The sequence below is a fragment of the Candidatus Tisiphia endosymbiont of Micropterix aruncella genome (assembly GCF_965178575.1).
Lineage (GTDB): Bacteria > Pseudomonadota > Alphaproteobacteria > Rickettsiales > Rickettsiaceae > Tisiphia.
In genome coordinates this window covers 1360547-1376367 of the sequence record NZ_OZ238268.1, presented here as the reverse complement: position 1 = coordinate 1376367, position 15821 = coordinate 1360547, and the positions used below count along the sequence as shown (strand labels likewise).

General features: G+C 32.9%; 15 protein-coding genes. 10 read left to right on the top strand and 5 right to left on the bottom strand.

Features of this window, described 5'->3' with window-relative positions; translation table 11 throughout:
- Positions 1-67: 67 nt before the first annotated feature.
- The 3 genes from ACN1AG_RS06705 (at position 68) to sucD (ending at position 3221) form a co-directional block, all read left to right on the top strand.
- Positions 68-904: a DMT family transporter gene (locus ACN1AG_RS06705; RefSeq protein WP_417904808.1), complete on the top strand. Its 837-nt coding sequence runs from the start codon at positions 68-70 to the stop codon at positions 902-904.
- 248 nt (positions 905-1152) lie between these two features.
- On the top strand, positions 1153-2313 hold the full coding sequence (sucC, locus tag ACN1AG_RS06700; RefSeq protein WP_417904807.1) for an ADP-forming succinate--CoA ligase subunit beta: 1161 nt from the start codon (positions 1153-1155) through the stop codon (positions 2311-2313).
- 29 nt (positions 2314-2342) lie between these two features.
- Entirely contained in the window at positions 2343-3221 is an 879-nt protein-coding gene (sucD, locus tag ACN1AG_RS06695) for a succinate--CoA ligase subunit alpha (RefSeq protein WP_417904806.1), read from the top strand.
- Here the strand turns inward: sucD and acpS are convergent.
- The 3 genes from acpS to ACN1AG_RS06680 form a co-directional block, all read right to left on the bottom strand.
- Complete coding sequence (acpS, locus tag ACN1AG_RS06690; protein ID WP_341754304.1) at positions 3218-3601, bottom strand: holo-ACP synthase; 384 nt, start codon at positions 3599-3601, stop codon at positions 3218-3220. The genes sucD and acpS overlap by 4 nt on opposite strands.
- Positions 3598-3990: a DNA-directed RNA polymerase subunit omega gene (gene rpoZ, locus ACN1AG_RS06685; RefSeq protein ID WP_341761359.1), complete on the bottom strand. Its 393-nt coding sequence runs from the start codon at positions 3988-3990 to the stop codon at positions 3598-3600. The genes acpS and rpoZ overlap by 4 nt, the downstream gene beginning before the upstream one ends.
- 153 nt (positions 3991-4143) lie before the next feature.
- Entirely contained in the window at positions 4144-5310 is a 1167-nt protein-coding gene (locus ACN1AG_RS06680) for a glycosyltransferase family 4 protein (RefSeq protein WP_417904805.1), read from the bottom strand.
- A 23-nt stretch (positions 5311-5333) separates the two neighbouring features.
- On the opposite strand from ACN1AG_RS06680, the gene ACN1AG_RS06675 reads away from it, so the two are divergent.
- The 6 genes from ACN1AG_RS06675 to ACN1AG_RS06650 all read left to right on the top strand — a co-directional run bounded on the left by ACN1AG_RS06675 (position 5334) and on the right by ACN1AG_RS06650 (position 10391).
- Positions 5334-6098, top strand: a complete 765-nt coding sequence (locus tag ACN1AG_RS06675) for an alpha/beta hydrolase (protein ID WP_417904804.1) — start codon at positions 5334-5336, stop codon at positions 6096-6098.
- A complete protein-coding gene (locus ACN1AG_RS06670) occupies positions 6095-6856 on the top strand; it encodes a DUF2608 domain-containing protein (protein WP_417904803.1) in 762 nt (253 codons plus the stop codon). The genes ACN1AG_RS06675 and ACN1AG_RS06670 overlap by 4 nt, the downstream gene beginning before the upstream one ends.
- Positions 6832-7845 carry an efflux RND transporter periplasmic adaptor subunit gene (locus ACN1AG_RS06665; protein ID WP_417904802.1) on the top strand — a complete coding sequence of 338 codons (1014 nt, stop codon included), beginning with the start codon at positions 6832-6834 and terminating at the stop codon, positions 7843-7845. The genes ACN1AG_RS06670 and ACN1AG_RS06665 overlap by 25 nt, the downstream gene beginning before the upstream one ends.
- Before the next feature lie 86 nt (positions 7846-7931).
- A complete protein-coding gene (locus ACN1AG_RS06660) occupies positions 7932-8903 on the top strand; it encodes an SPFH domain-containing protein (protein WP_341754299.1) in 972 nt (323 codons plus the stop codon).
- Between the two features lie 155 nt (positions 8904-9058).
- Positions 9059-9700 (top strand): GNAT family N-acetyltransferase, encoded by a 642-nt coding sequence (locus tag ACN1AG_RS06655; RefSeq protein ID WP_417904801.1) that lies wholly within the window; start codon positions 9059-9061, stop codon positions 9698-9700.
- A gap of 88 nt (positions 9701-9788) precedes the next feature.
- On the top strand, positions 9789-10391 hold the full coding sequence (locus ACN1AG_RS06650) for an ATP-dependent Clp protease proteolytic subunit (RefSeq protein WP_341754920.1): 603 nt from the start codon (positions 9789-9791) through the stop codon (positions 10389-10391).
- Between the two features lie 296 nt (positions 10392-10687).
- Here ACN1AG_RS06650 and ACN1AG_RS06645 read toward each other — a convergent pair whose 3' ends face one another.
- Positions 10688-12787, bottom strand: a complete 2100-nt coding sequence (locus ACN1AG_RS06645) for a hypothetical protein (RefSeq protein ID WP_417904800.1) — start codon at positions 12785-12787, stop codon at positions 10688-10690.
- A gap of 89 nt (positions 12788-12876) precedes the next feature.
- On the bottom strand, positions 12877-14121 hold the full coding sequence (phaZ, locus tag ACN1AG_RS06640; RefSeq protein ID WP_417904799.1) for a polyhydroxyalkanoate depolymerase: 1245 nt from the start codon (positions 14119-14121) through the stop codon (positions 12877-12879).
- A gap of 184 nt (positions 14122-14305) precedes the next feature.
- On the opposite strand from phaZ, the gene der reads away from it, so the two are divergent.
- Positions 14306-15655, top strand: coding sequence for a ribosome biogenesis GTPase Der (gene der / locus ACN1AG_RS06635; RefSeq protein ID WP_417905609.1), 1350 nt, complete (start codon positions 14306-14308; stop codon positions 15653-15655).
- The last annotated feature ends 166 nt before the right edge of the window (positions 15656-15821 follow it).

Genomic DNA, 15821 nt, shown 5'->3' with positions numbered 1-15821 from the left:
AATTGAAGTAGGATTATTTGTATAACCCCAGTTGTCAATTAAATAGGAGTGATGAAGTAGAACCACTATGAAAGCAACATTATATATCTTAAGTGCATTTGGACTTGGAGCAATGAAAGCTAGTATAGTAAAATCTCTTAATAGTAGTATACCTATTTCTCTAGTTGTATTTTTACAATTCTTTCTTTGTGCTATCTTTTTTTTACCAAAAGTTATTAGGTCTCGTGGTCAATTAATAGTATCACAGCGATATTGTGCATTAATTACAAGGGGATTATTGGGTACAGCATATTGGTATTGCATGTTTTCATCAGTAAATTACTTGTCTCTTTTCAATGTTAGTACACTTACGAATCTGTCTCCAATTTGGGTACTGCTAATAACGGGTATTTTTACTGATAAATCTATCAAAAATGATCTATTATTTTTAGCAATAATTGGGTTTATTGGCTGTTTATTAATACTGAAGCCATCAGTAGAAATTATAAATTTAGGAGCCATTTTTGGATTATTTAGCGGAATATTTATGGCATTAACTATTATATCATTACACAACCTACTAAAAACAGAGACCTCAGATAGAGTATTAGTGTATTATTTTTGGATTTCCTCTCTTATTATGTTACCATTTTTAGTGGATTTTAATATAACGCAAGTTTCTTCAAAGGATTGGATATTGCTATTAATCAACGCTCTGTTGATGCTTTTACACCAAATATTATTAAATAAGGGATTAGAAATTGGTTTAGCTACTGAAATGAGTATACTAGCTTATAGCAGCGTTGTATTTTCTTTAATTTTAAGTGTAGTTATATGGCAAGAAATACCGGATAGTTTTTCAATTATTGGAGCAGTAATAATAATCTCAAGTGGAGTATATATATCTAGGAGACAAAAATCGTAAGCAAAAAGTAGAGTAAGATGAATATACCTATTAGTTTAACCTCAGTTTGATGTAATAAATTAATAGTAGGCTTAAGTAATCATCGCCATTAGGGATAACATCGGTAGTGGTTAAACTTGCATCTATAACAACTAATAACTGTGACTTTTAAATTACCCTGCCTAACAAGTAGTAAATGAAGCTTTACAAATTGGCAACATTTGTAGTATATAAGAGCCTAGGATTAAATTATTTAAAGAATTATAAAAATGAATATTCATGAATACCAAGCAAAGATGATTCTGAGGCAATATGGTATACCTACTTCTACAGGAGTTGTAATATTGCAAAAAGAAGACATCGATAGGCTAATTGATGGTTTAGAAGCAGAAATATATGTGGTTAAAGCCCAAATCCACGCAGGTGGTAGGGGAAAAGCTGGTGGTGTAAAAGTTGTAAGAACTAAAGAAGATGCAAAGAAAGCAGCACACGCAATGTTTGGCATTAACTTAGTAACTCATCAGACGTCAGCTATTGGCCAAAAGGTTCGCCATCTCTATGTTGAATCTGGGTGTGATATTTTAAAAGAATATTATTTTAGTGCCGTTTTTGATCGTAGTAATAGCAAGGTAACTTTTATAGCTTCTACTGAAGGTGGGATAGATATTGAAGAAGTTGCTCATAATACTCCAGAGAAAATTATTAAAGTATCAGTTGATCCTGCAACAGGCATACAGCCATTTCATTGTCGTAGAATGGCATATAAGCTTGGCTTTAAGAATGATCAGGCAAAACAAATGATGAAAATTGTTGAATCAACCTATCGAGCTTTTATAGCAACTGATGCTAATCAAATTGAAATTAATCCATTAATAACAAAAGCTGATGGTAGTTTATTGGCACTTGATGGCAAGATTAACTTTGATGATAATGGACTATTTAAACATCCTGATATTTTAAATATGCGGGATGATGATGAAGAAGATGCTCTTGAAATAAAAGCAGCTGGCCTTGGTCTTAGTTATGTTAAGATGGATGGTACTATTGGTTGTATGGTGAATGGGGCTGGGCTAGCTATGGCTACAATGGATATTATCAAGCTTTATGGTGCTGAACCGGCAAATTTTTTAGATGTTGGTGGTGGGGCTGATCGTGAGAAAGTAACGGAAGCACTAAAAATAATTTTATCAGATTCACATGTACAAGGGGTTTTAGTTAATATTTTTGGTGGTATAATGCGTTGTGATATAATAGCCGAAGGAATTATTGCTGCAGTGAAAGAGATTGGCATTACAGTTCCACTGGTTGTACGTTTAGCTGGGACCAATTTTGAATTAGGTAAAAATATTTTAGCAAATTCTGGTTTAAAAATAATTGCTGCAAATGATTTAGGTGATGCTGCTGTTAAGATCGTCGATGCAGTAAAATAATTCATATAAAAAATACGGAAAATGCATATATGTCAATATTAGTTGATAAAAATACAAAAGTAATTTGCCAAGGTTTTACTGGCTCTCAAGGGACTTTTCATTCTGAGCAGGCCATCAGTTATGGTACTAAAATGGTAGGAGGGGTAACTCCTGGAAAAGGTGGAAATACTCATCTAGATCTACCTGTATATAATACAGTACATGAGGCAGTTGCAAAAACTAAGGCTACTGCCAGCGTTATTTATGTTCCACCACCTTTTGCTGCTGATTCAATTTTGGAAGCTATAGATGCAGGAATTAGTTTGGTAGTGTGTATTACAGAAGGAATACCGATACTTGATATGATAAAGGTCAAAAGGGCATTAATCGGATCAAAAACTAGATTAATTGGGCCAAATTGTCCTGGTATTATTACTCCTGATGAATGCAAAATCGGTATAATGCCTGGTTATATTCATAAGAGAGGTGGGGTGGGAATTATATCCCGGTCCGGTACTTTGACTTATGAAGCAGTAGCACAGACTACAACTGTTGGCCTTGGTCAATCTACCTGTATTGGTATTGGTGGAGATCCAGTTAACGGCACCGATTTTGTTGATTGTATTGAAATGTTTTTACAAGATGATGAAACAAAATCGATTATTATGATTGGTGAAATAGGTGGGGGTGCTGAGGAAGATGCTGCTAAATTAATAAAAAGCTCAAAGATTAAAAAACCAATGGTTAGTTTCATTGCTGGTGTTACTGCTCCTGAAGGTAAAAGAATGGGGCATGCTGGTGCTATTATTTCTAATGGACAGGGTTCAGCTGAAGATAAGTTGGAGGCGTTGCAAAGTGCAGGTGTTACTATCACTAGATCGCCAGCTGATATTGGTAAAACTATGTTTGAACTATTAGAAAAGCTCTAAACCTTAGAGGTAATGACTGCAAAAGCTACAGAAATTGGGTAATCGTCTGAAATGGACAAGTGAATTTTGATTTGTCCAAATTTGTTTGGATTTTCAGGATGACAAATTTGGACAAAGGGCTTTCCTAAGGCATCATTTAGTACAGAGATGTCTTTAAATTGTAAACCCCGCCCAATTCCGACACCAAGGGCTTTGCTAACTGCCTCTTTCGCAGCAAACCTTTTTGCCAAAAAACAACCATATTGGTCTTTGCTTAGAGAAGTTAGCTTTTGTATTTCCGTTTTAGAAAGAATTTTGTTTATAAAACGCTGGTCATATAGGTTTAAGATCCTTTCTATTCTTGGAATTTGTACTATATCTGTACCAACACCAATAATCATTTTTGTTCATCATCACTAGCATTATCATCAAATATTTGATCATCTAAATCAGAGTAGTCTTCAGTAACACAAAGATCTGAGCCGCTTGGTAAATAATCAAACTCTTCTACAGCAGTATCAAGGGAAGCATCTGTATTTTCTTCATCAATAGGATCGATTCTACTTTTTGTTCGAAGACGTTTTAATAATTGTGCCTTTAGGGCTGGAATCGTTATATGACCAGCAGCTATTTCACGTAATGCCAGCACAGTTGCCTTATCACCTTTAACATTATTAATAGTCATTTTACTACCGGAATTTATATCATTTGCTCTTTGAGCAGCTAAAGCTACAAGTTTAAACCTATCGTGAATTTTGCCAACACAGTCTTCAATCGTTATTCTAGCCATAATACTCTCTTTTTAATCTTACAATAATGGATCAGTATAAAGTATAATTAGTATATTTCAAGAATAGAATTTTCATTGCCTCTCTAGGGTAGTTTAAAAATCATAGCTACAGATGGAAAGATATAAGGGAACTACAAAGAACTGGGGAAAATATTATGTTTTTTTGAGCATTTCTTTATATAGATCTAAGGTTTTACTAAGCATTAAATCAAGGGAAAAATTATCGATTACTGCTTTTCTTGCTGCTTGTTGTATTTTTTTACCTTCATTGGTTTTGAGTATAGATAAGCAATGTTCGATTTTTTCTGCTAAATCGACAGCATCGTTTGGTTTGACATGAAATCCAGTTTTTTTATCTAATATTGTTTCAATAGCTCCACCTATATTTGTAGCAATTACTAGCTTTTCCATTGATTGTCCTTCAGTTATAGTTCGACCAAATGCTTCTGGCTCAATTGAAGTAGATATTACTATATCTGAAATACCGTAAAGGCTGAGCATATCAGCTTCATTACCAAAAATTTGAATTTTACTTTGTAGCTTCAATAAGTTTATAAGAGATTTTACTCGGTTGGTAAAATTGGGATGTTTGGATAAATCTCCAACCATTAGACAGTAGAAATCTAGATGTTTTAATTTGCCAAGTGCTTCAACAAGGGTAAGATGCCCCTTCCAACTGGTCATTCTTGATGGTAATAATATTATAGGAGTATTGTTAGATATACCGTATTTCTTTTTATGTTTTAGTAATTTTTCTTCTGTAACATTTTTTGGATCGAAATAACGATAATCTACCCCTCGACATATTACAACAATTTGATCTTCTAGGATTTGATAATTAATTAATATATGGTGTTTTACAAAATTAGACACAGCTATGATCTTTTCGCCTTTGACCATGACGCTATTATAAAAATGTTTGAAAGGATTCGAGATGTTGTAGACTCCGTGGAATGTTGTTAAGAATTTAGTGCCTGTAGCCTTTGCCGCCATATAACAACTCCAAGCTGGAGCTCTCGATCTTGCATGTACTATATCTACGTTATATTCCTTAATTATTTCTGACAGAATTCTTGTGTTTTTCCATATTGTCAAAGGATTTTTAGTAGCACTATTCATAGAAATATGTGGCACTCCTGCCGCCACTAATTCTTCAACCAATGAACCACCAGATGAAACTACAATAACATTATAATCAACTTTTTTTAACATTTTAGCCACTTCAATTGTTCCTCGCTCTACTCCACCAGAGAATAAAGCTGGAACTACTTGTAAAATGGTGGGTTTATGATATCGTTTGGGTGAATCTGATGAAATCATTAATCTTTTACATAATTATTTAAATGCGTAAAATACATAATACAGAAAAGAAAAGATTTATCACTTACAATCATCACGAAAGTAGTAAAAAAAATATGCCATCGGTAATTTTCTTGCATGGCTTAATGTCGGGTATGAATGGTAAAAAGGCTATATTTCTTGAGAATTACTGTAAAAAACGTGATTATAATTTTATCACATTTGATAATTTTGGTCATGGAGAATCATCAGGTAGATTTCTAGATGAAACGATTGGATCTTGGCTTACAGGGGTTGAACTAGTTTTAAATAAACTTGTAGTGCAACCAGCTATTATAATAGGCTCCAGTATGGGTGGTTGGTTAGCTATTCTTGCTGCTATAAAATTTCCTAGTAAGGTTTGTGGTCTTGTTTGTATTGCTCCTGCCCTAGATTTTACAGAAAATATTTGGCAAAATTTAACTGAAATGCAAAAAACACAAATGCAACAACAAAAGTACCTTGAGATTGGTAGCCCTAATTGCAACTATAAATATCCAATAAGTTATCAATTAATACTCGAAGCTAGAAATCACTTGTTACTAAATTCAAATAGTATTAATCTTAAGGGAGTTATTCATTTAATTCACGGGATGCTAGATGAAGACGTACCTTATACCATCTCAAATAACCTGGTAGAAAAGATTACTAGTGATATGGTAGTGATGAAATTAATAAAAGACGGAGTTCATACTCTTGTACGAGAATCAGATTTAGCTATAATAGCTAATTCTTTGGAAGAAATAATAAACTTATCATTAGAACTATGAATAAACATATATTTGCTAAAACAACTAAGATTTCCGATTTTTTAAAAATATCAGAAGTAATAGATAAGCTAGATCAAAATAGCTTGGTGCTTTTTGATGTAGATGACGTACTTATCATGGATCAAGATGAATATCGCTTAACTCATCCTTATAGACGGCAGTGGCGTGCTGAAAGCAAAAACCGTCTTACGAGAGAAGAAAGGCATCTTTTATTCAGTATTATTTTAAAAAATCGTACTATTCGCTTAGTGGACTATAATATAACTGATATACTGGGTAGATTATGGAAGATGCAAATCCCAACTGCTGCTCTGACCAAATTATATACAGGGAAATTTGGTGTTATTGAGGATTTTACCAATTGGCGTCTTACAGAGCTTAAAGGGATAAATATAGATTTTATGAAATCTACTCCGATAAAAGAGGAAATATTAGTTGATGAATTACATATTGGGGGTGGTGTGCCAATGATGAAAGAAGGGGTGATTCTTACAGCCGATGTTGATAAAGGTGCAGTATTAGAGAATATTTTACACAAAAAAAACTACTATCCTAAAACAATAATATTTGTTGACGATATTTTAGAAAATATTGAGTCAGTGGCAAAAATATGTAGCAAATTACAGATTAATTTTTATGGTTTTGAATTTGACGGAGCTTCTTTGATCCCGGAAACAGAACTAGATAAAAAAAGTGAAAAAATTCGTTTTGAAATTTTAGAGAAGGAACATCGTTGGATAACAGATTTAAAACTATAATTATTTTTTTGTGTATATGCATTACTTCTTGCTGTGCTATAGCTGAAGAACAAGAAAGTATTGGGGTAAAAGCTACTAAAGTACAAATGGCTGATTTATATAATGTTTTCAGCGTTATAGGACAATGTAAGAGTGGTATGAGCCGTGATTATTATGCAAATGTTTCTGGTAGACTTGATTTAGTATCTACTTCCCAAGGAGGTAAGATCCATCAAGGTGATGTTTTGCTTATTATTGACCAAGATTTAGCTATGTCAATTAAGTCACAAGTGGAAGTCTCTTTAAGAAAGGCCAAGGCTTCTTATAACCGTAATAAGGAATTACTTGCCAAAAAATATATTAGTAGTGATGTGCTAGACAAATTTAGCAGCGAGTTAGAAGAAGCTAAGCTTGCTTTTGCTAAAGCAATGAATAGTTACAACGATATGGTTCTTATAGCTCCATTTGATGGATATATTGGTATAATAAAATCCAAAATAGGGGATAAGATAAAACAAGGAGATTATCTTTTTAGCATTATTGCTCAAAATTCTACTACTAATAATATTTTAATGGAGCTACCTGAGGAGCTTTATAATCAGGTGTCAGAATCCACTAATTTAGTGATAACCGATAATAAGGGTGGATTAATTAATGGAAAAATTGCTGAAATATCACAATATGTTTCAGATAATGGCACTATAAGTGCTAAAATTATCGTTGATTCTAATAGTAATATTGTGCATGGAAGCTATGTAAATATAGATCTAATTCTTAACAAACATAGGAATTTAGCTGTGCCTAATCAATCGGTACAGAGTAATAATAAAGGTGAGTATTTTGTATATAAACTCAATGACAATAAGGTACAACAACTTTATGTTACACTTGGCACTAGTTTAAATGGTTTAACAGAGATTATCTCAAACGAAATTAAGGAAGGAGATATGGTGGTACTGGAAGGGGTTACTAAGATTTATGATGGTAGTGTCGTCAAATTGTTAGATTAACCTGAATTCAATGTAACAAAGTTACATTGTTAAGCATCAACTGCGAACGATGTCATCAACTATGATTAAATTAACAGAGGATTAAAATGGAATATATATTATTAGTTTGTAGTATCGTGGCAATTCTTATTATTGTACAGATGGTTAAGGTTGTACCACAACAACAAGCATGGGTTGTAGAAAAGTTTGGAAAATTTGATAGGGTTTTGCAGCCTGGATTGAATATTTTGATACCAGTGATTCAGAGAGTAGCCTATAAACACACTTTGAAGGAGGAAGCTATTGATGTTACTGCTCAAACAGCCATTTCCAATGATAATGTTACGTTATTAATAGATGGTGTTTTATATGTAAAAATTGTTGATCCAGTTGCTGCATCTTATGGTGTTAGTAGTCCATATTATGCCATCACACAGCTTGCACAGACCACCATGCGTTCAGAAATAGGTAAGTTACCATTAGATAGAACTTTTGAAGAACGAGAAACGTTAAACATCGCTATTGTGTCTGCTATTAACCAAGCTGCAATAAATTGGGGGATACAATGTATGCGTTATGAAATTAAAGATATTCAGCCACCACAAACAATACTTAAAGCGATGGAATTACAAGTTGCAGCAGAACGTCAGAAACGAGCTCAAATTTTGGATTCAGAAGGCAATAGACAAGCAAAAATAAACCATGCAGAAGGTGAGAAGGCTCAAGTTGTATTAAATTCTGAAGCTTCCTATACTGATCAAGTAAATAGAGCTAAAGGTGAAGCTGAGGCAATAGGATTAGTAGCAATGGCTACTGCTAAAAGTATTGAAGTTATTGCCGCATCTATTCAAAAGTCTGGGGGTAATGACGCGGTATCTTTAAAAATTGCTGAACAATATATAAATGCTTTTGGTGAGTTAGCCAAAGATAGTAATACAGTAATTCTTCCGGCAAATCTTTCTGAACCAGGAAGTTTTATAACTCAAGCTTTAAGCATTTTTGATCAGCTAAAATCAGTGAGCAATAAAAAATTGTCTAAGGAATCTTCTATGAAGAAACAAACGAGTGCTAGTGAATAATAAGGTAGCTGAATAAAAATGATTCAAGAAATCAAAAAAATCAGCAATTCGGCAATTATCTCAGAGTTGAAATATTTTCCAAATAAGCAGTCCTATGGGCAATAGTCGATAGGAATAAAATTGGAAAGATTTTTGAACTTCCGGGGGGTGTTGTCATGGTATTAGAAAATTGTAGAGATCCATTTGTTTTTGTAGCTGGAAACTTAACAGATCAATCAGTTGAAACGTGTATTTCTCTTGTAAATGGGCGTGAATTTCCAATGATTTATTGTAATCCTATATATCATTATTTGTTTTTAGAGAAAGGGTGGGATTTTAATTTGCGTGCTGAATTACGGTTAAAAAGTTTGATAAAAATTGAGACAGTAGATGAAGCTATGACGATTAAACCAATAGACACAGCGGAATTATTTAAAAAGTGCTTTTGGTATAAAGAGACTTCTGAATTGTACGGTTCAGATGAGGACTTTTTAAAATATGGTACAGGATACGCTTTGTGTCAAGATGATCAAGTTGTAAGTGAAACGTACGCCATTACTGGAGGCGGTTATGCAGAAATTGGAGTTATTACCCATCCTGATTACCGTGGTAAACAGCACGCTGCACAGGTTGTATCACATCTAATTAAAAAATGTGAAGAAGCAAAAATAGCCCCTATGTGGAGTTGCCACATGCACAATCGATCATCACTTAGATTGGGGCTTAAACTTGGTTTTTTTATATCAAATTATTTCGTACAAATGATACCTAAAATAGACAATGTACTTAGTCCAAGCCTAGCCTCACCAATTGGCTAAAAAATAATTCTTGAAATCATTTGAGTATACCACATTCTTCAGATATAAGAACTTAGACTTTTTATCAATAAATTTAGGAGAAAATTTAATGACATACGTGCCTATAGTAATTGAACAAACCCCTAGAGGGGAAAGAGCCTATGATATCTATTCTAGGTTATTAAAGGAACGCATCGTTTTTGTTTGTGGTCAAATTGAAGATTATATGGCCAATGTGGTGGTTGCCCAATTACTATTCTTAGAGGCAGAAAATCCAGAAAAAGATATATTTATGTATATTAACTCTCCTGGTGGTGTTGTGACTTCTGGCTTGGCAATTTATGATACTATGCAATATATTAAACCTAAAATTTCTACTCTTTGTATAGGGCAGGCTTGTTCCGCGGGGTCTTTGTTGCTTACTGCTGGTGAGAAAAATATGCGTTATTCCCTACCACATAGTCGTATAATGATCCATCAACCGTCGGGTGGTTACCAAGGGCAAGCTACAGATATAGAAATTCATGCTAAAGAAACCATGAAATTAAAAAGAATGCTCAATAACTTATATGTCAAGCATACAGGGCAAGAACTAGATTCTATTGAAAAAAGTATGGAACGTGATAATTTCATGGATCCTGAAGTAGCTAAATCTTTTGGACTTGTTGATGAAATCATCACCGATAGAGCAAAAATCTTAGTAAGAAAATAGCCTTTGCAGGTTATTTTTGGATCCCCGCCGCAGCTCGGATGACATAAACTAAAAGTCGGGCTGCAAACCTAATAGATAAAGGAAAAAGTGCTTAATATGCACTCGATGTCATCCCAGCGAAAGCTGGGATCTAAAAAAATAGCCTGAAAGACTATTAAGTAATATAGATCCCCGCCTACGCGGGGATGACATCGATGGTGGTTGAATTTATATCTATAACAACTATTAATTGTGATTTTTGCATTATCCTGCAATTGAGTGACCATAAGGCTAATTGTTAAACTGAGTCTTGACTCCTACTCATCCATTGACGATGCTCCCATTAGTTGCGGTTCATTATTATGATTAGTACAATAAATCTCTTCGTAAGTAGTATTTTCTGTATATTTTGCTACTTCTTTATGATTCATTTCTTTAGTAAATAACATTAATTTTTTGTTATCTTTGTTTATATAAGTTTTAGGAGCAAGTAATCTGAGATCACTACTACAATCTTTTGCTTCATAAATACCACCACGCTTTAAGTACTTAATTCCATTTTCAGCATTTTTTCTTGAGGTAAAACCTTTTGTTAGAATATTCTCCCACTTACTAAGATTAGTATCTAATTTTAAACTAGAATCAATAGCAGCGTATAAATTAGGAAATATATTAATTGCATCTAATAACTTAATGTTAGTCTCTTCATTGATTCTCCATCCAGCCTCTTGATCTTTATTAACTGGATTTATCGATTGTTTTAAAAGAAGTTTTTTACTTAATTTGAAGTATTGGTCTATTTTTTGAGGGTCATAGCTATCAATTATATCATCATACGAAGACCAAGTTTGTGTTGGTCTAGTTTTTTCTTTTGGAACTCTTTTTTCTATCTGTGACTCTTCGTCATTAGTTAGAGTTATTTCATTCAGTTCTTTATGTGCAATTTCTGCTTGCTTTTCCGGATACGATTCCTTAGGAGTCTCTAAACGTTCCTTACAAGTTTCTAAAATGTCTTTGTGTAATAAGTATAAAGGATTGTTTGATTTATAATCTATAGCTAGATTTATATATTTTAAGGCAATGTTATTATAATTGGAAATATCAGAATATAATACTGACAGCTTATAAAACAGTGCTGATGTTATATCAGGATCAAGCTTTTTTATAATTGCACTGATATTTTCAACACAATTATTTAATAATAATCTAGCTTCTGCCTGAAATTCAGGTAAGATTTTGTTAAACTCTTCTTTTTTTCCTACTATCTCATCTTTTAATATTGACCTATAAGATTCTATGTGTTCTTCATCATTTAATGATATAGCCAATATAAGATTGCTTATAACTATATTGTACTTATCTGCATAACATAAATCTTTTATTAATTGCAATTCAGTATATTCTTGGTTATTTAAAACATTTTTCATCATCTTTACACAAGGTAACGCATCTTGATGTTTATTAAATATATCCTCTGCTTTATTATATTCTCCTATTGCAGTGTATAGATGATATAATTTAGTGACAGCCTCTTGATCAGCATTATATTGATAATATTTTTCAAAATAATCTGTAGCTTCTAAAAGTTTATTCTCAAGTATTAGCAGCATTCCATTATTCCAGTAATGATTGGCTTGTAATAGTTTAAAATCTTGTTGTTTATCAATCTCATGAAGTTGAGAAGAACGTATTAATTGATCTGTAATGTTTAAAAAATATTTTGCGTCTTCTATATTATGAATATTAATAAAAGATTGTGTTAAGTTTTGGGAAAGTGTTATTGAATCTTGAAAGAGTTGGTTCTTACGAATTACTTTTAAAGTATCTCGATCCATTGATCCAATAACTTTGGTAAAATCATAAAATAATTCAATAAACAGATCATGCTTATCTATAAAATCTATAATTGATAGGAAAGACTCTTTTATACAGGATATCTCTTTAAATGTTACTGTGTTTTGTGATTTATAGTTGTGTAAGTTTAGTAACGCTTCGGCATAAGATGGCCACATCTTTTCACTTTGACTTATATTTGAACTATTTTTGGTAGAGATTACTTTTACTATATTATCATTTGGTTTCTCAAATTTGATTCTTGGATCAGTTGGATGAATTTTGCCAATTTTAATATTGGCATAGTTTTCAATAAATCTGGCAAATGATTTGTTGTATGTATACTGCCTCCCCTTATATTCTTGATGAGAACATAAATTAACAAGCAAATATTCTGTTATTAGTTCTGTATTATCCCCCAACATTTTTTTCTTAATTAGTTCCATTAACACTTCATAATGAGTATTAGAACAAATATTGCTTATAAGAGTTTTATTACTTTGTCTTGTTGGAAATAAATCAAGTGATTTAAAATTCACTTTAATTTCTCTTTGTGGTAAAAGCTGGAATTTTAGTTTGCTCATATAATTTTCATTTAATTAGTTAAACATTAACTGTTAATCCGTTATAAACGGATTAACAGTTAATGCAATAACTTTTTTGCATTAGAAGTCTAATTTTGACAACTATATATAAAATCCCTAATTATTGGGACAATAAACTGTTTGAATTTGCTACCACTAAATAAGCCGTAATGCCCAACTCCTTTTTGTAAATGATATTTTTTCATTACCATAGGAATACCGGAACACAAATCTAATGCAGTTTTAGTTTGTCCAACCGCAGCTATATCGTCATTCTCGCCTTCGATGCCTAGTAAAGCACATTTTGTTATATTTTTTAAATGAACTTTACGATTTTTTGAGACAAATTCATCTTTGGCAAGAGCAAAATCTTTAAATACTTCTTGTATTGTTTGAAGATAGAATTCCGATGTCATATCCATAGTGGCTAAATATTCATCATAAAATTTTATGGTATGATTAGCTTTTTCAAGGTTGCCATCTAGCAAATTTTGTAGTAAATCCAAATGCGAATTAATATGCCGAGGAATATTTAAACTGATAAAACCCATAAGTTGTACAAATCCTAGATAGACATTTCTTCCGTAACCAGGATAGTTAAAGGGGACGGATGTAATCATCATTTGGCAAAACCATTGCATGCTTTTATGGATTGCAAACAAGTTAACATCTGTAGGATTAAGCCTTGCATCAATAGGTCCACCTATCAAAATCATTGACCGCGGCACATTTACATCATTATTTGCAGACATTATACTAATGGCAGCTAGAAGGGGGACTGTTGGTTGGCATACTGCCATAGTGTGCAGATTTGCTCCTAGAAGCGTCATAAACTCAATTAAGTAGTCTATAAAATCATCTAAGTTAAATTTACCAAGTTGATTAGGTATAGTGCTTGCATCAAGCCAATCTGTAATATATACATCTGCGTATGGGAGCATTTCAGTTACAGTGTCCCTAAGTAAGGTAGCATGGTGTCCTGACAGTGGAGCGATTATTAATAACTTTGGCATTTTTTGTTTAATACCAATTTTGCTAAAATGCTTTAATTGACAAAATGTTTTAGTAGCAACTGTTTTTTCTTTAACCACATAAGACGTACCATCAATAATACATTCATTAATGTTAAATTTTGGCTTCTTGTATGTTCTAGTCATCCTTTCAGCAAGCGTCAAATATGCTGACATAACGTGAGTATAGCCGCTATCTTTTATAGGATTATTACTATTTTTAAACCACTGCTCTAAAATTTCTATGTTTGCTCGCATTGGAATAAGCATAGTTTTAAAGCCTTCTAGTGCATAATAAAGATTATTAGAACTGCCATTATGCATAATATTTGTCCTTTAGAAGTCTGTTTATGCTTTAATTTTATATAATTAAGTGTTAATAATATACTCAAATACTGCAATATTCAAATGATTTACCCCAATTAGGGATAAGAATTAGTTAATTCTTATCCCTAATTCGCGTATTTGGGTATTAGTGCTAATGAATTATTATGATAATATAAAGGTGATGCATAAAAAAATTGTGGCGATTATTGGTAGACCCAATGTAGGGAAGTCTACGCTCTTTAATCGTTTGGCTATCAGGAAAAAGGCTATCGTACATGATCTCCCGGGGGTAACACGTGATCGAAAATACTCTGATGCCCAAATTGGGCCATTTGATTTTACGGTAATTGATACTCCTGGTTTAGAAGAAGCAATCGGTGAAAAATTAGAATATAGAATGATGCAACAGACTGTAGAAGCCATTCTAGAAGCAGACTTGCTATGCCTTATGGTGGATGGTAAGGATGGCGTATTACCGGAAGATAAGTTTTTTGCTAATTTTATCAGAAGATATGATAAAAAATCTGTGTTGATTGTCAATAAATGTGAAGGACGGTTTGATTTTGCTAAAGAATACTACAAGCTTGGTTTTGATAATGTAGTGCCAATTTCTGCAGAACATGGTGTTGGTATGGCAGATTTACACGATGCAATAACTGAAGAATTAGGAGATGAGGAATTAGAGGAAGAATTAACTGATCCAATAAAGGCTGACTGTATACAAATAGTGGTGAGTGGTAGACCAAATGCAGGAAAGTCTACTCTTATTAATAGTATTATTAACAATGAAAGATTGTTAACAGGACCTGAAGCCGGTATAACAAGGGAATCTATAGAAATTGATTGGCTATATAATGATAATAAATTTAAATTAATTGATACGGCTGGTCTAAGAAAAAAGGGAGCTATTAACAAGTCCTTAGAAAAATTATCAGCTTCTGATACTATTAATAGTATTAAGTTTGCTAATACTGTTATTCTGATGGTTGATGCACGAACGAATTTGGAGCAACAAGATCTGAATATTGCCAGTTATGTTATAGAGCAGGGCAGAAGCCTGCTCATAGTAGTTAATAAGTGGGATTTAATTGAAGGGAAAAATAAAGATAAATTTAAGGAAGAATTTCTTTATAAGATGGAAACTAATCTACCGCAAGTTAAAGGAGTACCGATAATATTCATATCAGCCTTAAAAAAGCAGAATATTAATATGGTACTAGATGAGGCTATAAAAATTTATACTTTATGGAATAAAAAAATTGCTACCAGTAAACTGAATAATTGGTTAGGTTTTGCACTCGAGCAACATCCGCTGCCCTTACAAAAAGGTGGTAGACGTGTTAGAATTAAATATATGACCCAAACAAAAACTCGCCCACCAACTTTTAAACTATTCTCTAATAATCCTGAGAAAATCACGGATAGTTATACTAGATACCTTGTAAACAACTTGCGAGAAGCTTTTAATTTACCCGGTGTGCCAATAAGATTTACTTATACTAAAACTGAGAATCCATATGTAAAGTCATAGGAAAAACAGCCTAGCGTCATTGCGAGGAGCTGCGACCATAGTACCCTACATTTTTCTATAATCGTCATCATAATCGTCATCGCGAGGCATCTTTAGATGCCGTGGCGATCTAGGTAAACAGCGAAGCTGTTTTTTTAGAGTAACGCTTCGCGTATCCTGGATTGCC